Consider the following 17,248-nt stretch of genomic DNA (forward strand, 5'->3'; position numbering starts at 1 on the left):
TGAGCGGTTGAACAAGGAGATCAAGCGTCGAGCCGATGTGGTGGAGATCTTCCCGAATCCGGCTGCGTTTCTGCGGTTGGCGACCGCGGTGGTGATCGAGCAACACGACGAGTGGCAGGTCACCCGCCGAAAGACTCGTTGATCATCGCGCGTACCGCGAGCCGATCCGAAGTCCACCACTCCACGGGGCACTATCGGCCTCTGAGCAGATGATGGCGGACCCAGGGCTACGCACCAGTCGTTCCCGCTCGGGGCGATGTCGTTGATGTCGGGAAGTCAGTAGCGCCTGTCGGCGGCAAATTCGTGATTCCAGTGCTCCGAAGCCTGTCACACTCAGGTAGTAGGTGGTTTGGCGTGGCTTTGTCGGCGCAGGAGGTCGTACAGGTGAATACTCGTTTAGCGGGGGTATTGGCATCCGTCTTACTGCTTGCAGGTTGCAGCGCCGGGGGTGATACAGACGCGTTCGCGGATCATGGCAGCAGCGCTCCAGCAGAGTCGACAGCTGAAGGACCGCCTCGGAATGCCGCAGGACGCATCGAGAAGGCCTTCGGCGAGCCTGCTGGTTTGAATGACAATGTCAGCGGCGATCCTGCCTTCACTTTCACTCTGAGTAACCCGCGGATGAACCCGGAATGTACTGGTTTCTGGCAGATTACCCCGAATGGCCAGTATCTTTTCGTCGACGTTGAAGCGGAAACCTCGGCGGACTACGTCGAGGCCGTTACAGGCGCTGGCAACCGCAGCGTGAAGCAAATGGCCGACCGGAGTCTGAGGGCCGTAACTGGAGGGGTGTTGACGTCGACGGGGTCGTGCTAACGAGTCTGGTCAGCACCGCAGCCCTCAATTGTGACGAGATGAATGATGATGCGTTTGTTGAACCGTTCGCTCCTGCCTCGGTCTACCGCGGTACGTATGCGTTCGACGTCCCCGCCGGTATTCAGAGCATCTACCTGGATATGCTCGGCAAGGACATCAGTTGGGAGTGGCAGGTTCCAGATACCGTGATCCCCGGTGCTCCTGGTGCGCCGAGTGGATTCTGATCGGTGAGCTCGGTGTTGACTCCTACAGGTAGCGCACACTTCCGTTGCGCTGATCCCGAACGGCTCACGCGGCGACAGGTGCGCGGCAACTGCACCTCACGGCCCGCCCGTGTTCGTCGTCCGGCAACCACCCGTACTCGTCGCACCTCCCACACTTGTCCGGCACCATCTGCGGCACCGCCAACCCCTGCCAGAGCGGTATCCACGCCTGTGCGAACCTCAGGGGATTTCCCGGACGATGCACCGATTTTGCCGCTGCAACCAACTTCGACACCCCATGCATCTCGATCAACTCGTCGATCGCCGCAGCCGCTTCGGGTTTGAGATATGCGAACGTAGCCGTCAATCCTGCATGCCGACACGCCGCCGCCAGGCCAGCGATGTCGGGGCTGAGTGGGACGTTCAAAGCCCGTGACGGGCGGTTGGTTTCAGTCCTTGGTATATCAGTACTTGTAAGAGCGCCTGGGTCTCCGTCGTCCGCGTCGCCGCCGGTCGGTTTTTCAGGCCCCGGGGTGATGACAGGCTCTTCGTAGACGGTCTGAACTGTGCACCACTGGCCGAGCTCGTTCTGAAATTTCTCGCGCACGAGGTAGCCGAGTTCGGCGAGCTCGCGCAACGCGGAACGGATGGCGTCGCGGCCTTCCTTCGGCGACTGCGCGGCGATCGAGTCTGACCGGGTGCGCCAGTCGTCCGGTTTCGACAGGAGCCAGATCAGGACGCCGCGCGCACGGAAGGAGAGGCGGTCGTCGTTGAGGACGGCGTTACTGAGAATGGTGAAATTGCTGGCCAGGCGCGGTCCACGGCGCACCCCACCAGCCAAGGTATTCTTGGCCACGTTCGACTCCAGTCAGTCGGACAACCGGCCCGTCGGGAGCGGCAACTCCTGGCGGGCCTTCTTCGCTTGTGACGCCGCTCGGATTGTCGGCGATCTTGGAATCTTGGCACCGTTCGTACAGCGAATGCAAGACCTGGACGAAAATTGCTTGGGTGCAGATGATTACGGGAGAGAGATGATCGTGTTCTGCCGTCTCCAGATGAGCCAGCGACCGTCCCGCTTCACGAAGATATACAGGGCGTTCATCTCGGGCGGATTACCGTCGTCGGCGTCCTGATTCGTCGACCATGCGTTCTTCCGGGCGGTGACGACGTCGGGGGAGAGGCTGGCGACGTCGCTCAGTTCGTAGTAGGCCATCGAATCGTTCAGGTAACCGGCGGCGAGCGCCTCCTCGGAAGCCTTCCGGATCGCTGCGCGTCCGGAGAGGACGGCACCTCGTGCATTCACGACGATCGCGTCGTCGGCGAGACGGGCGTTCATCAATGAGGCGTCGTTGTTGTTGAAGCCGTCCTGCACGTCGCGGATGATCGCCTGGATCTACTCGAGGTCGTGGGGATCTGGAGTGGCTGATGTCATGTGGGCGACGATAGGACCTCGAGTGAACTCGAGGTCAAGGGTCGGAGCCCTGGATAAAGGGTGCGATGTGCGGCGTCTCAACTGTTGGCCTGGACGCTGCTTCGCGGGCGAAAGGTACGAATGGCTGAGGTACCGCGGCGGTAGGTCGGCAAGGGCGTCCGAGTGCGTGTCACCGACATGCTCGGGCTGGCGGCAGGTTCATGACCATTCGGGCAGGGCGTGCTTCCAAGGATGCTCCGGCGGCAGCCCCACACGGGGATCGGCCGCGAGCGAGCGAAATGCGCCGGGGAGTAGGACGGGAGCTGCGGACTGGTCCGCGTCGAGGAGGGACCAGCAACCCTCATAGCGCTCGAATACTTGCAGTGAGACGCGCGAGCGGTCAACGCCAGCATTTCGAGTCCCGGGTTTGGCGACCGGGTCCGTGCGCCAGTCTTCGTGGGCGATCCATGCCGCGGCAGCGAGATGGTCACGTGGAACAACGAAGCAACGTGGAGCTTCGTCGACAGCAGTCGGGATGGCGACGAGGACGAAATACTCGCCGTCCTGAATTGCCGGTGTCTGCGACTTGAGGCCAAGCGGCCAGTTGATGCGCTCGAATCGGGGACCGCGAGCGGCCTTCACCTGAACCTCGATCATGCGTCGAGGGGCGCCGTCGACCTTCACTGCGAGGATGTCCGTACGCTCGAGTCCATCGCGTGTGAGCGCCGGGGCCCATCCGCGGCGCGCAAGCTCCGCGGCGACGTAGTGCTCGCCGATTGTCTTGGTTTGCTTCGTATCCACCATGTACCGAGAGTAGTAACGATTGCCCAATGACTCAGGTCGTCGTTCGGAGCAACCTTCCTGCGCTCGACGAGGCCCGAGTCTCCGACGAAGTTCGACTTGTGCGGCTCTACCTCCGGCAAGCGGGGTGGGCTCGGTGACAGCCTCGACCTCGCTGCCCGGCAAGGGTTTCGCTGAAACCCGAGTCAACTCGTGGGCAAATAGCACACAATAGATTGTGGAACGAAACATCAAGGGGGAAAGGTAGTTCAAGGTCAAATACTCTCTCGCTCCGGTCTGGTATGCGGGAGGGTCGGCATTTGCGGGATGCGTGATGATCGAAGCTGTCTTGGGAGTTCATGCGACGGACTGCAAGAAAAATGAGGCTCGATCCGGACCGCCTGTATGTACCGACGACGACGCGGGAGGCGTGGCGCTCGGAAGGCTACTTGCCATCGCGACGTTGACCCCCGCGCAGGCAGCATTGCTCGTCACGGATGTGGTCGATCAACTCGAACTCGCGCACGGCCGGGGCTGTTCCCCGATCCGATTCCGAGACGGCGACGTGATGGTGTCCGACGCCGGGCAGCTCACGATCCGGTCCACCGGCCATGCCGGGTCCTGGGACGAGGTGCGCGACGTAGCGGCGCGTCTGCTTCACCGGATCGTGACGAACTGCCGCAGTGAGGCACTTGCAGACCGAGTCGACGTGGCAATCTCGGAATCATCGGATCTCGTCGGCTTGACGAGACGGGTTCGTTACGCTGCCGCAACCGAATTCGACGACGCCGAGACCGGAAGGAAACGGTCGCAGCTCGCCGTGCTCGTCACGGCGCTGAAGGGGCGCGCTCCCGGGGAGGGCGCTGCGACAGAGCGGGTGGATGTTCCTATTCCGGAAACGGGGCGGTCGCGCGCCCCGAACCGGCTGCGTCGGCCCGTGGGGAAGGTGTGGCATCGCAGGAGGAGGCGGCTGTCGAAGCGCCGGGGCATTTTCGCGTTGCTCGCCGTCCTGATACTCGTCGGGATGGTGTGGGCGGCGCCCACCGCGTGGTCGGAGCTGAGCCGGGCCTGGCACACACTCCTCGACCCGGTGGAGTCGTCGATGGACGATCGGATCAGTCCGGTCTCGCCGCCAGCCGAGCCGGAAACCGGGCCCGGGCCCGTCGAGACCGGTCTTCCGGGCTCTTCCGGCCCGATCACGCAGGTGGCCGCGACCTTCGCGAACGGCCCGTGCGAGGCAGGACGGTCGTGCACCGTGCGGGTCGATGTGGGACTCGACCCCGCAGCGAGCGTCGGTGCTGTGACCTGGAATCCGACCGTCTTCGACCGATGTACGGGCGCGACGCTGCCCGGTGGGGAGGTCACGATTCCGGTGCCACCGGGCGCGCGGGAGGCATACGGAATCGGCAGCGTCGACCTGCCGCCGGGGTCGGCGCTTGCCGTCGCCGCGGTCACCACCGTCCCCGCCGCGACCGCGTCCGAACCGATGTACGTTCCCAGCGAGAACGCAACCTGCTCGCCCGGGAGCCCCAGTGACGGCGGGTAGGCGACCTTCCGATCCATGGCTCGTCACGGCGGCCGTCGCGCTGGTTGTCCTCGGCATGCTCAACATGATCTCGACGGGCATGTCGTCGCTCGCAGTGCGCCACGCCGTGCTCGCCGCCGTGGGGCTCGGCGCGATGTGGGCGGCCTCGCGCACGCGGATCGCTGCCCTGAGTCGTTTCGGGTGGGCGTCGTTCGCCGCTGCGGTGGTGCTGCTCGCGGCGGTGCCGTTGATCGGGATCGCGACGAAGGGCGCTCAGCGCTGGCTGAACCTCGGTGTGTTCACCCTCCAGCCCTCCGAGATCGCCAAGCTCGCGCTCGTTCTGGTGCCCGCCTCGATCCTGGCCGTCGGGTACACGTTCGGCAGGTTCGTCCAGGTCTTGGCCGTGTCGGCGGTGCCGATCGTATTGGTTGCGGTGCAGCCCGACCTGTCGACCGCCGTGGTGCTCGCGACCACCGTGCTGCTCATGCTGACCCTGGCGCGGGTGCCGATGCGGACCCTGGGCCCACTGTTCGCGCTCGGGCTCGTCTCCCTACCGCTGGCCGTGCTGTTCCTGCGTCCGTATCAGCTCGAACGTATCCACGTGTTCCTGTCCAATGACGCCGACCCGCAGGGGTCGGGGTGGGCAGCGTGGCAGGCGGACATCGCGATCGGCAGCGCAGGATGGTGGGGTCTCGGACGGGAACCGGACTACGACCTGCGATCCCAGTATCTGCCCGAATCGGAACACGACCTGGCCTTCGCAAGCCTGGTGTACGGGTGGGGTCTCGCTGCCGGCATAGCAGTCGTGGTCGCCGTCGTGATCATCGTGTGGCGATGCGTCCTCGCCGCCCGGCTCGCACGGACCCGGGAGGGGGCGCTCGTCGCAGCCGGCGTCGGCGGACTGTTCGGGATCCACACCGCGGTGTCCGTCGCCCAAAGCCTGTCGCTGCTGCCGCACACCGGCATGCCGATTCCGGTGTTCAGCTACGGAGGCACCGCCTCGATCATCGGGTTCGTCTCCATCGGCCTGGTGCTCGCGGTGCGCCGCGACGGTGTGACACGACCGCTGTGGGTGACCGAACCCCATCGGAGACGACTACCGCGAGTGGTGCCGGTGGGCGCGCTGACGTTGACGGCCTCGCTGGTTGCGATGTCGGTGTTCGCGTGGCAGTTGCAGAGCGACCAGGGCACGGAACTGCGCGCCACCAGCGACACGCAGATGCTGCGCTGCATCCGCCTGCCCGCCGAGCGCGGTCACATCGTCGATCGGGCCGGTGTTCCGCTCGCGGCCAATGCCGACGAGTACATCGTCGCGGTGGTCGCGCGGATGTTCGACGAGGCAGACCCGGCGGTGCGTGACGAACTCGCGGCTCTGCTCGGTATCACCCCGGAACAGCTGGGGGAGGAGCTCCGAGACAGCGACGGAGAGGTGCAGGTGACGCTCGGACGGGTCGGACCCGAGCAGGCCCGGGCCATCGTGGACGCCCAGCTGCCCTGGGTGCTCGTCTACCCGACGGGCCGCAGACACTACCCGCACGGGGAAGTGCTGGCGTCGGTCCTCGGATACGTCGGGATCGCGGACCAACAGGACATGCAGGCCTGGCCGAATCTCGCCCTCGGATCACGAGTCGGCAAGGCCGGGCTGGAGAGGCAGTACGACGCGTTGTTGCGCGGCGTCGACGGCAGGCAGTGCATGTATGTCGATCCGTCCGGGCGTCCCGTCGGCACAGGGGAGCGGGTGGATCCGATTCGGGGCCACGACCTGTGGCTTCACCTCGATCTCGGCATGCAACAGGCCGCCACCGATGCGCTCGCCCAGGCCGCGCGCAGCAGCGGCGGCGACCTCGGCGCGGCGGTCGTGATGGACGCCCGCACCGGGGCCGTCCTGGCGTTGGCCAGCGTGCCCGGTTACGACAACAACGTCTACGGCCCACCGGTCGATCCGGTTGCGCTCGCGGCACAGACCGACGGGGATGGGCCGGGCCGCATGCTCAATCACGCCGTCCAGACGGCCGTACCTCCCGGCTCGACCTTCAAGATCGTGACCGCTTCGTCGAACGCGGCGTTCCGTGTGCTGTCTCCGGATACGGCCCTCGCCGGCGGCGCGGCCTACACCTACGGCGGTCACACGTTCGCGAACTGGCAGCCGATGGGGCCGAACAGCCTGCTCGGGGCGATCCAGTGGTCGGACAACGTGTACTTCTACCAACTCGCCGACCTTCTCGGACCGGAGCGCATCGCGACTACCGCCACCGAACTCGGGGTGGGCTCACGCTCGGGAATCGATCTGCCGAGCGAGTCCGAAGGTTTCCTCGGCACACCCGAGAACGTCGGGAGTATCGGCGGAACCTGGTATCCGGGGTCGACGCTGTTGATGGGAATCGGTCAGGGCACCGTCACCGCCACGCCGCTGCAGGTGGCGCGCTGGACGTCGGGCATCGCCTCGGGTGCGACGGTGACCCCTCAGCTTGCCGCGGCATACGGACCCGCGGGCACTGTGCCTCTTCCCACCGCTGAACCGCGTCGGTTGTCCTTCGCGGACGAGCTCGAACCTGTGCGAGCGGGGATGCGGGCGTCGGCGTCGGCCGGTACTGCCGGCCAACTTGCGAGTCTGCCGGTGCCGGCCGCCGCCAAGACCGGCACGGCGGAGGATCCGTCGGCGCCCGGCAAGGGCCTCAATGCCTGGTTCTCGGCGGTGGTACCTGCCGACGCGCCGGAGGTCGTGGTGACGGCATTGGTGCGCGGCGGCGGATTCGGGTCGGCGACGTCCGGTCCGGTCGTCAAGGGTCTGCTCGAGCATTACCTCGCGCAGATCCGTGCACCGAACCCCTGAGTGGTCAGGCGGCGTACGCGGCGATCACCTCGCGCTGCGCCATGCACGCGGTTGCGCCTTCGGCGACGCACGTGAGCGGCCGCTCGGCCGTCTTCACCGGCAGGCCGAATGCCTCTTCGAGCAGTTGCGGCACGCCGCGCAGCATCGACCCTCCGCCGATCGCCAGGACCCCTTCGGACATGACGTCGCTGATTGCGCGCGGCGGCAGGTCGTCCAGGCAGGTCGACAGCGTCTGCACAATGCTCGTCGTGGTGGGCCGGATGGCGTCCATGACCTCTTCGGTCTCCAACGTGACGAGACGCGCGCGCCCGGTCGCGGCGTCGCGGCCCTCCACGACGAGCGACCGTTCGTCGGCGGTGTCGGGCGCGCCCACCTTGGCGCGCTCGGCGGTGAGTTCGCCGACGACGATCTTGTGTTCCGCGCGTAGGTACCGGAGTATCGCGCTGGTCAGGTCGTCTCCGGCGATGCGGCTACTGCGGTGGGAGAGGATGCCGCCGTAGCAGAGGGCGGTGACTTCCGAAGTGCCACCGCCGATGTCGACGACGAGGTGCGCTCGCGGCTCAAGCGGGTCGATCCCGCAGCCCAGGGCGCCCGCAACCGGTCCGGGTATCAACCCGACCTTTCGTAGTCCGGCCTCATGTCCGACTTCTAGCAGTGCGCGACGCTCGAGTGGCGTGGCGCTCACGGGGGCTGCGATGACGGCCGTCGGACGAATGCCGTAGCGGTGGCGCGGGGCGACCTTGGCGAGGACGGCCGTGACGTATGTCCGTGCGGTCTCCAGATCCACGATCACCCCGTCGCATATCGGACGGACCGGCGCGATCTCAGGTGGCGTGCGGTCGAGGAGATCGCTCGCGTCCCGTCCGATTGCGAGTGCTCGGCGTCGTTCCGTCGTTCGGACCATCATCAGCGACGGCTCGTTCAGGACTATGCCCTCGTCGGGGATCCCGACGACGGTGTTGGCTGTTCCGAGATCGATACCGAATCCACGCACGTCGGGCCTCCGGGGACGGTTCCAGCAGGGGTGTTTCAGATGATGTGTACAGAGGCGTTGGGGAAATATGGTGTATCAAAGCTACCGCTGTCGATTCGCCTCAGAGCGATGTTTGCCGGAATGATATTCATGCGTCCCTTCGAGTGTTCGGGAGGTGACCGGGTCGTGACCTTCGCTCACGGCCCGGTGGGCGGAGCATCGTCGTCTCCGCCGTGAATTATATTGCCCTGCAATATGAACAAACAGTGTTCGGGCATATCGACGCGGCGCATCCGCGCGGCACCCGACCACTTCCAGTTGAACCGGACGATTCCGCACCGACTCCTGTCCGATCTGGCTTTGCAGCGGTGGGCCATGTCTCCGGCGAACGGTTGTGGAGCCACCGGTGCCCGATCGGTGGCAGAACAGTCCGTGGTTGGCGCTGCTCGAGTACGCAGCGCGAACGGCGTCGACGGCGCCCCAGGCCGTCGCCACCGGAAGAGTCGGCCGGAATCTCGAAGAGTGCAATAGCCGGCGTGGACGGCTGAGAATGTAGCGGGAACAGTAGGGGCGGCGTAAACGAGACCGACTACGCTTTTGCCTTCTGGGCGCGTGCCGAGCGGAAGCGTTCGCGTAGGGGAGGGGGCCTCAGCAGTTCGGCTGCGCTTGGCTCGTTGATGAGGTTTCGGTCGTGTGGGTTTTCGTGAAGGCGTTTCAACAAAGCGAAGAGTGTGTTCGGCTCCGAGACCAACGTGTGAGCCATGATCGCGATCGAGTAATCGGCATCATGCTGAGTTCTAAGAGCCGACGGTACAGATGATGTGGTGGTCAGATTGATGACCGGGTGGGGCGCGGATCCGACGCGTACGCCTAACTCTCCCGGTGAGATTTGCGCGATTTCGTCCCAATGGAGGAACAGATCTGATTCACGGATCGAAAACACAATTCTTCGCCGCGCGTACCGCCTGATGCCATTCGGGTAGATGCGCAGGGCCGTGGTGAATCGTACCGAAGCCAATAGTAAGGCGCCGACGCCGGTCACGGCGGCGCCAGTTGCAGAGAGAATCGCGACCTCTCGTGTGTCACGACCGAACGGCACGAGGCTGTCGCTCACACCGGCCAGCCACCCGATCCAAATAATGAGGCCATAGGCGGTGACCCCCACGAGGATGGTGATCATGGCCGGAATCGAGGATCTGCTCATCGGTACTGTCACGCCTGGACCGTGTTCACCATCGGTGTGGCGCGAGATGCGGCGGGGAAGCGCAATGTGGCGAAAGCCGGATTCCTGCAGGAGGCCAACACTGACCAGGAGGGTGGTCAGGCTCAATCCGGCAAAACCGAGGGCGGTGAGCGGTTCGCCTCCGCGGGCCCCGTTCCAGGCAGTGGCGCCGCTGAGTGCAGCGGCAAGTGCTACTGCTACCGATGCGGCGAGCTGGCTGGGGCGGAAGGCTTGCGGCCAAGGTTGAAAACCGGACGGCAACTTGGCATCTGCAGCGTGTTCGGACGCTGTCTTGCGGTTCGAGTTGTGCAAGGTCGATTCCTGGTGGTTTGAGGCGTGACGGTGTTAGTTCCAAACAGCCTGAGATCCTTTGGAAACACCCCAGGTGATGATGCCGCCAACCGCGGCACCGATGAGTAGCCCTGCCGCCGTTCCGGCACCGGGCGCAACGGCAGTGCCGATGAGTCCGCCAAGTTTGGTTCCCGCGTAGGTTCCCGTCGCGAAACCGACGGCAGAACCTACACCCTCCGTGATTACTGCTCTGGTGGGGTCCATCCCACCCTCGATATCGTTGTTGATGGCCGGTATTGTTCCGAGCATCGCAGCGTACGGGCCGAGTCCTCTGGCGATACCGCGTCCGAGGTCGTCACCTGTCGATAGTGCTGCGCTTTTCAGGCCTTCTTTGGTTGCATCGGACATGAGTCCGATCGTGGAGGAGGCAACCGTGGCGGGCACGTCCGGAACCCAGGAGAACTCCCCGCTCTCGGATCTGACGACCTCTCCTGGCGTCGCCGCTTCGGCAGCGTCCTCCAGCACTACGACGGCAGCGTGGATACGGGCGGTCGCGTCGTCGGCAGCTGCCGCGGCCTGCTGCAGCGCGTCGACCAGCGCGACACTCAGTTCGGCGGCCTGGCGTTCGAGTTGGAGGGACGCAGTGTCGTAGGTCGCGCCGGATGGTAGTAGGGCGCGAAGGAGGGAGATATGGTTTGCTGCGTCGACGATTCCGTTGTCGTGCACTGTGAACGATTGATGCTCGGCCGCTCTCACCAGGGTGAGGACGTGCATTTGTGTGCCTTCGATGATCGGAGCACCTGTGCGATAGGCGTCGGCGATCTGTAGGAGGGCGCCGGCGATGGAACTGCCGAGTGAATGTTCTTTTACGACACGGAGGGCGGCAGCGTTCGCGGCGTCGCCTTTCCACTGCTCCGAGAGGACGTCCTGATCGTCGAGCAGCCCCCTCATGCGGTCGTCGAGTTTGTCGACGAGATCGTCGAGTGCGACGGCGGTCGCCCGCAAAGCGTCCGGGCTCCATGCGGTAACGGACGTTACGCTCGGGTTCACGCGGGTCGGTCCATGGCCGTGAGTCCTTTGGCGACACCGGACTCGACGATCTCGCAGTCGTTTGCCGCGCCACTCGCCGATGCGGCCAACGCGCCAAGCGGGTGCGGCTCTACGTGCAACGTCACTACTGTCCCCCCGACAGAATGCCCAGATGTGTGCGTTCGGGACCATAGCAGAGTCCCGTTCAGGCGTAGCGACCACAGGCACGGACAGGATGACAACTTCCGGCGACGGAAGCGGGTTGCTCCTGCCGGCTGCCCTCACCGATCGCGTCCCGAATTCTCTGGCGGGCAGTGTCAGCGTAAGGCGGGACTCGCGCGGTACGCCGATGCGCGCAAGCCTGAAGGTGGCCGGATCGAGCCTTCGTCCGTCGCCCGCAGCGTTCCCGCTACATTTCCATCCATACGCTCGGGTCACAGCCGGTGTGTATGGCTGAGAATGTATCGGGAACCACCGGTCAGCAGTCTATTTCGCGTCCGCCCATGCTCGGGCGGTGTTATGGGTCAGCTGTGGGCCAGTGTGGGAAGGACGATGACGCAGGCCTACCATGCGGACTCGGCGGTGGAGCCGAGCCGATGATCCCGTGTGGCGGGATCATTCCCGTAATGTGAAGCGGTGGAATGACCCTCAGATGGCATTGCAGTGAAGTGCGGCGGGGATTGTCGAGACCGCTGCCGAAGTTCCACGGAACTCCGGACATCCTCCAGTCTCTTACCGGGAGCGGTTGCGCGGTGATGTAGCGATGTTTGCAGGCTCCCCCCCGAACGGCGGCTCGGACCCTTAACTCGAAACGATGGTGTTCTGCCTCCTCCAGATGAGCCAGCGACCGTCCCGCTTCACGAAGACGTACAGTGCGTTCATCGCCGGCTGATCACCGTCGTCGGCGTCCTGTTTCGTCGACCATGCGTTCTTCCGGGCGACGATCGCGTCGTCGGCGAGATGGGTGTTCATCAGTGATGCGTCGTTGGTGAAGCCGTCCTGCACATCGCGGACGATCGCTTGGATCTGCTCGAGGTCATGGGAGTCAGGCGCATCGAACCGGCCTCGTCGCCTACCGTGGACGAGTGTCGCCACAGCCGGACCCGAGACCACCGCGTAGCCGTCGCCTGACGGCTCCCGAATCGGATTGGGACGCGATCCGTATGTGGACCGACGACAAGTACATGCGGTTCGACGTGCAGCCGATCGGCCGGAACATCATCCCCGCGTCGTCAATGTTCTCTGTGCAGATCAGCACCATCACGATGACGCGGTTCTGCTACGGCGTGGAGGTCGATCTCCGGAATTTCGACGCCGACGCGGGAAACGTCCTCGTGCTGACGACACTGCAAGGATCGACGCGCCACGCTGCAGGAACACGCGACGAGACCGAGTTGACGGTGGGCGGGACCTTCGTCGCGGACTGCAGCAGGGTGGACTATCGGCTCGGCGCGGCACCCGACCATCTCCAGCTGAACCTGACGATTCCGCACCGACTCCTGTCCGATCTGGCATTGCAGTGGTGGGGCCACGTCCCAGGCGAACGGTTGTGGAGCCACCGGTGTCCGATCGGTGGGCAGAACAGTTCGTGGTTGGCGCTGCTCGAGTACGCAGCGCGAACGGCGTCGACGGCGCCCCAGGCCGTCGCCACCGGGAGGGTCGGCCGGAATCTCGAGGAGATGATCGCCGCTCACCTACTCGACGAGTGGTCGCGCTCTGCAGGCATCGATCTCTCCGAGCCCTCCTCCGTTGCGGCGCCCGGGTATGTGCGGGCAGCGGTGCAATACATGGACGAGCACGTCAAGGACCTGCCCACCGTCGCCGAGACGGCGCTGGCGGCAGGTGTCAGTGTTCGCGCGCTGAACGGCGCATTCAACAAATACGTGGGAATGTCGCCGCGCGCATATCTCACCGAGCGTCGGCTGCACGGGGTCCACCGCGCATTGAGCGCGGGAGCGTTGTCGGTGTCGTCGGCTGCCCACGAATGGGGTTACATCAATATGGGTGTTTTCGCAGCCGCCTATCGCCGCCGATTCGGGGAGAACCCGTCGGAGACGCTGGCTCGGCGGCGTAACGGCTGAACACCCCGTTGCTGCCGATTGCAGATGGTTACTGCCGATCGCGGACGTATCAGGGTGAGGGATCCCCATACCTTTCGTTGTGCTGCTCATCACACCGAAAGGATCGACATGTCCACGCTGAAACAGTCTCCGTTGAAGTCGACGCTCGACGATGCTCTCGCCGATGTCACCACCGCTTCCAATGGACCTGATCGGGTTCCCGGTGTCGTCGCCGCAGTCACGCGCTCGGCCGGGCCCGTGTACGAAGGTGCGGCAGGTGTCCGGTCAATGAACGATGCGGCACCCATGACGACCGATTCGGTGTTCGCGATGTTCTCCACCACCAAGGCCATCACCGGAACGACGGTGCTTCAATGCGTCGAGGAGGGGTTGCTCGACCTCGACGCTCCTGCATCGGACTACATTCCTGAGATCGCAGGCCTGTGCGTCGCAGAGGGGTTCGATGATGCCGGCGCCCTGAAGCTGCGCGCGCCCAATACCCAAATCACCACACGAATGCTCCTGTTGCACACGGCCGGATTCGGCTACTCGTTCTTCGACGAGACGTATCATCGTCTCCTCGTCGACGGCGTGCATCCCAGTGTCATCACAGCGACTCGCGCGGCTTTGAACACCCCGTTGTTGTTCGAGCCGGGTACCCGGTGGAACTACGGGTCCAACATCGATTGGGCGGGGCTGGTGGTCGAGGCCATTCGTGGGAAGCGGCTGGGGAAGGTCATGGCAGAACGGGTCTTCCGGCCACTCGGTATGAGCGACACGGCGTTCCGTCTGACGCCGTCGATGGAAGGGCGGCGGACCGAGATCCACCAACGCGGAGCCGACGGCACACTGGAACCGACCGGTCTGGTGCTGCCGCAGCAGCCCGAGGTGGATATGGGTGGCCACGGGCTGTACTCGACCATCGGCGACTACAGCCGTTTTCTGCGAATGTGGCTGAACGGCGGCGAAGGTGAGCACGGACGGGTGCTGCGGCCGGAAACCGTTGCGAACGCTGCGGTCAACGGTCTCGGCGACCTTCAGGTGACCATGTTGCCCGGTGTCGAGCCGGAGCTGTCGAACGACGCAGAATTCTTTCCGGGTCAGCGCAAGACGTGGGCCTACACCTTCATGGTCAACGAAGAGCAAGCGCCCACAGGTCGCAGCGCCGGATCCTTGAGTTGGGCCGGCCTGGCCAATCTGTACTACTGGATCGACCGCACTGCCGACGTCGCTGGGATCTGGGCGACGCAGATCCTGCCGTTCGCCGACCGCGCATCTGTCGACGGATTCCTCGAATTCGAGTCACGCGTGTATCGCTCGCTGGACTGATCAGAGGCAGGGCGTCCGGGTGCCCTGACGCCCTGCCGTACACCCACCGGTGACTCGGGTCGTCCGGTGATCTACTGGTCCGCATGACGGAAGACACATTGTTGGCAGGCCCCCGTGGCCGCAGGTTGTTGTTGGAATTTGCGCGGGAAGCCGACCGCGCCACCCAGCAGAACTACGACCGGAGTTCTTTCAACTCCGCTGTCTTCTACGCCGCGCATGACCTCGACCCCAACCCGGGGGTCATCTTCGGGCCCGGCGCCGACGAACCACTGCCGGATATTTCACCGGATGAGGTTGCGCGCCGGCTCGCAACAGTGCCGCTTCCCGAGGTGACGGAAGCCGGTTTGCGTTCGGCGCTCGGGGTAGCAGTGGACCATGCCCGCTACTGGCAGGAACCCGACGGGGAAGACATCCTCGCCGCTACAACTCCCATGCGACGAGAACTGCGACGCGTCGCCGCCCACATCGCGCAGTCATCTCACGTCGAGTGGTGGTTGTCCGAGGTGGATCGCGACGACCAGTGGTCGGTGGGGTGGGCCGATACTGCTGAAGCGAGGCCGCAGGAGCCCCGCGAGCAGGCACCTCTCACCGAGCGCCTGGCTGCGTGGCGTGTCCGCGTCGTCGAGCAGGAAGTGAGGGCGGAACGTGAGCGCCCGCGGGACCCGAAGGCGATGTACTCGGGTGAGTGGTGGTCGTTTCCGTGGGAAGCGCGCTGTTCGGCGCGGTCGCTCGACGATGGGTTGCCGTCGGGCGTCCTGTTCGTCGAAGACTGCATGGGCTGGAAGCAGGCCTTCGCTCGGCGCATGCCAGTGCCCGCGGGCATCGAGGTATTCGAGATCGACGGTGCCGACGCGTGGGCCGATCTGTGCCGTCGATACCCATTGGAGGTGACGGCGCAGAAACGTCACGACTGGTATCGGACCACCGGGCGCGACGGACGTTGGGTGATGCCCGATTGGAGTCGCGTCGCCGAGGCGTACGGGGGAGTGCACCTCACGGTGAGGGGATATCTCGCCGCGGCGGGAACAGCGATCTGCGTCGACGACGACACCGCGAGTGTGATCGCCGGGTGGGCACCCGACGAGAGCCACTGGCTCACCGATTCCGTTCGCCCCGACGATGACGTGGTCGAGTGGGTGCTCGCCGACGACCGCGAGCACTGGCGGCGAAAGACCCCTCTTGCAGGGGATGCCGGACCGCAGTGAAGAAGTCGACTCGAGATGGGTGGTGACTCCGACCTTCGGAGACGGGCGGGACACCACGGGCGTACCACCCGATTTCCGTTGGGTACTACCGCAACGTTCGGTGGGTACAAAGACCTCAATACTTCCGCTGAAGGGCTCACCTGCCGACGTCGGAGAGCCCGCGGTGCCCGCGCGCTGTGGGTTGTCTGCCTACCGCTGGTAACCCCGCGAACTGCGCAGAAACCCCCGCTACCAGGGGCGGAGTAGCCGACCATGCTCTGTCGACGCGATCGTCGACAATGTGTACGAACGTGCCGAAATTGCCTCTCACCAGCACAAACCTGGCGTTCTTCCTGGGTGGACCCGCTCGCGTGTGTGATGTAGAACTAGCTCGTGGGTAAACGGTTGTGATGCTTCGCAATAAAAACCGTTGGCGGTAGACATACCGCCGCACCTCACACCCACAGCTCCCAGGAGGAGCCGGACAACCACCGATCCGGCTGGAGTTTCGAAAGGGCCGAGGAACATGCCGCTGCCGATGTCGCCGACCGACTCGATGTATCCGCATGGGGAACCGCGGTGCCTCGGCAAAGGGACTCGAAGTCCTGTGATGCCCGAGTCTCGGATGGATTCCCGCACGAACGACTCCGAGCTGTCGGAGTCCCGATTCCGGTCGCACACGGCCATCGCGCTCGGCTCCGGAGTACCGGCCGGCGTGCCGGCGTTGGTGCTGACCGGCTCCTTTGCCTTTGGTGCTTTGGTGGCTGTGCTCATCATCGTCTGTGTCGGTGTCGCCGCCCTCATTATCTGAGGGGCGCACGCGCAAGGACGCTCCTTCGGGGCCCTGAAGACCTGCCCGCGTGCTTGTCGCGCTGGCCACCGGACTCGCCGGGACCGTAGCGCTGCAGGGGGCGCCACGGTCCCGGCGTCATCACCTGCGTCGCAGTAATTTTCGTATGAGGAGGAGGCAAAGGCGCTCTCCCGTATCGAGGTCTCCTGGGCTGTGCCTGACCGGCGGATATTCTGACCGCGTGGACACAGGCGATTACGAGGCCGCGGTGTGGCGGATTCTCACGACGGCTTCGACCGAGGTTGCCGACCGGCTCCGCGGGTTCCTCGCCGCGGCGCGCGCAGATGGTGTCGACATCGAGGGCATCACCATCGATGTTTTCGTCGACCAGGACGGCGAGGGGCCGTTCGACGTCTGGGCCCGATTCGACGGGCGCGACGCCTTCCTACTCGATCGCCGCTTCGATGAGGAGCGTCGGCTCTTCGGTGTGGAATGGGGCGAGCTCGACTGGGAACCTGCGGTGCCGTCGCGGCCATTCGGTTGGACGCGCGACGATCTCGAGGCCGCGGTCGTCGAGGTCGTGACGCGGTGGATCGAACCGCTGATTCCCGCTGGGTCACCCGACGGGTTCTGGTCGGTCGGTGCTCCCGAGGGGGCCTGCGGGTGAACGTACCGCGGTCAGAGGGCCCGCCCGCATGACGCAGCCCGAGTTCGTGACCTACGACGGGCTCCCTGTTGCCTCGGGAGGTGCGCATACGTTACGCAGCCGGAAGCCGTCCGCGACCTACGCGGAGGTGCGTGC

At 65.0% G+C, this 17,248-nt stretch carries 16 protein-coding genes and 1 pseudogene; 10 read left to right on the forward strand and 7 right to left on the reverse strand.

The genetic code is table 11. The features are described from left to right. The 3 genes and pseudogenes from MWU77_RS23880 to MWU77_RS23890 form a co-directional block, all read left to right on the forward strand. A pseudogene (locus MWU77_RS23880) lies at window positions 1-130 on the forward strand (transposase); the annotation flags it as partial. 224 nt (window positions 131-354) lie between these two features. Next, entirely contained in the window at window positions 355-816 is a 462-nt protein-coding gene (locus tag MWU77_RS23885; protein ID WP_247274958.1) for a hypothetical protein, read from the forward strand. A 38-nt stretch (window positions 817-854) separates the two neighbouring features. Continuing rightward, on the forward strand, window positions 855-1,040 hold the full coding sequence (locus tag MWU77_RS23890; RefSeq protein WP_247274959.1) for a hypothetical protein: 186 nt from the start codon (window positions 855-857) through the stop codon (window positions 1,038-1,040). 64 nt (window positions 1,041-1,104) lie between these two features. On the opposite strand, the gene MWU77_RS23895 is transcribed toward MWU77_RS23890, so the two are convergent. From MWU77_RS23895 to MWU77_RS23905, 3 genes are all read right to left on the reverse strand, one after another. After that, window positions 1,105-1,875, reverse strand: coding sequence for a helix-turn-helix domain-containing protein (locus MWU77_RS23895; RefSeq protein ID WP_247274960.1), 771 nt, complete (start codon window positions 1,873-1,875; stop codon window positions 1,105-1,107). Window positions 1,876-2,037: 162 nt separating this feature from the next. Further along, window positions 2,038-2,412: an SgcJ/EcaC family oxidoreductase gene (locus MWU77_RS23900; RefSeq protein WP_308198869.1), complete on the reverse strand. Its 375-nt coding sequence runs from the start codon at window positions 2,410-2,412 to the stop codon at window positions 2,038-2,040. A gap of 237 nt (window positions 2,413-2,649) precedes the next feature. Continuing rightward, complete coding sequence (locus MWU77_RS23905; protein WP_247274962.1) at window positions 2,650-3,234, reverse strand: hypothetical protein; 585 nt, start codon at window positions 3,232-3,234, stop codon at window positions 2,650-2,652. A gap of 406 nt (window positions 3,235-3,640) precedes the next feature. Between MWU77_RS23905 and MWU77_RS23910 the strand changes: the two genes are divergently transcribed. Together MWU77_RS23910 and MWU77_RS23915 are read left to right on the forward strand one after the other, a co-directional pair. After that, on the forward strand, window positions 3,641-4,756 hold the full coding sequence (locus MWU77_RS23910; protein ID WP_247274963.1) for a hypothetical protein: 1,116 nt from the start codon (window positions 3,641-3,643) through the stop codon (window positions 4,754-4,756). Continuing rightward, window positions 4,743-7,568 (forward strand): FtsW/RodA/SpoVE family cell cycle protein, encoded by a 2,826-nt coding sequence (locus MWU77_RS23915; RefSeq protein ID WP_247274964.1) that lies wholly within the window; start codon window positions 4,743-4,745, stop codon window positions 7,566-7,568. The genes MWU77_RS23910 and MWU77_RS23915 overlap by 14 nt, the downstream gene beginning before the upstream one ends. A gap of 4 nt (window positions 7,569-7,572) precedes the next feature. Here the strand turns inward: MWU77_RS23915 and MWU77_RS23920 are convergent, their stop codons facing one another. The 4 genes from MWU77_RS23920 to MWU77_RS23935 form a co-directional block, all read right to left on the reverse strand. Next, a complete protein-coding gene (locus MWU77_RS23920) occupies window positions 7,573-8,562 on the reverse strand; it encodes a rod shape-determining protein (protein WP_247274965.1) in 990 nt (329 codons plus the stop codon). A gap of 568 nt (window positions 8,563-9,130) precedes the next feature. Next, complete coding sequence (locus tag MWU77_RS23925; RefSeq protein WP_247274966.1) at window positions 9,131-10,075, reverse strand: hypothetical protein; 945 nt, start codon at window positions 10,073-10,075, stop codon at window positions 9,131-9,133. 33 nt (window positions 10,076-10,108) lie between these two features. Continuing rightward, window positions 10,109-11,104: a hypothetical protein gene (locus tag MWU77_RS23930; protein WP_247274967.1), complete on the reverse strand. Its 996-nt coding sequence runs from the start codon at window positions 11,102-11,104 to the stop codon at window positions 10,109-10,111. Between the two features lie 780 nt (window positions 11,105-11,884). After that, on the reverse strand, window positions 11,885-12,178 hold the full coding sequence (locus tag MWU77_RS23935) for a hypothetical protein (RefSeq protein ID WP_247274968.1): 294 nt from the start codon (window positions 12,176-12,178) through the stop codon (window positions 11,885-11,887). Here MWU77_RS23935 and MWU77_RS23940 point away from each other — a divergent pair. From MWU77_RS23940 to MWU77_RS23960, 5 genes are all read left to right on the forward strand, one after another. After that, entirely contained in the window at window positions 12,169-13,164 is a 996-nt protein-coding gene (locus MWU77_RS23940) for an AraC family transcriptional regulator (protein WP_247274969.1), read from the forward strand. The two genes, MWU77_RS23935 and MWU77_RS23940, sit on opposite strands and share 10 nt — an antisense overlap. A gap of 108 nt (window positions 13,165-13,272) precedes the next feature. Then, a complete protein-coding gene (locus tag MWU77_RS23945) occupies window positions 13,273-14,472 on the forward strand; it encodes a serine hydrolase (protein ID WP_247274970.1) in 1,200 nt (399 codons plus the stop codon). Window positions 14,473-14,555: 83 nt separating this feature from the next. Then, window positions 14,556-15,677, forward strand: a complete 1,122-nt coding sequence (locus MWU77_RS23950; protein ID WP_247274971.1) for a hypothetical protein — start codon at window positions 14,556-14,558, stop codon at window positions 15,675-15,677. 604 nt (window positions 15,678-16,281) lie between these two features. Continuing rightward, window positions 16,282-16,467 carry a hypothetical protein gene (locus MWU77_RS23955; RefSeq protein ID WP_169689714.1) on the forward strand — a complete coding sequence of 62 codons (186 nt, stop codon included), beginning with the start codon at window positions 16,282-16,284 and terminating at the stop codon, window positions 16,465-16,467. 220 nt (window positions 16,468-16,687) lie between these two features. Further along, window positions 16,688-17,113: a DUF6389 family protein gene (locus tag MWU77_RS23960; RefSeq protein ID WP_247274972.1), complete on the forward strand. Its 426-nt coding sequence runs from the start codon at window positions 16,688-16,690 to the stop codon at window positions 17,111-17,113. The last annotated feature ends 135 nt before the right edge of the window (window positions 17,114-17,248 follow it).

It is taken from the genome of Rhodococcus sp. F64268 (genome assembly GCF_023015605.1).
GTDB lineage: Bacteria > Actinomycetota > Actinomycetes > Mycobacteriales > Mycobacteriaceae > Rhodococcus.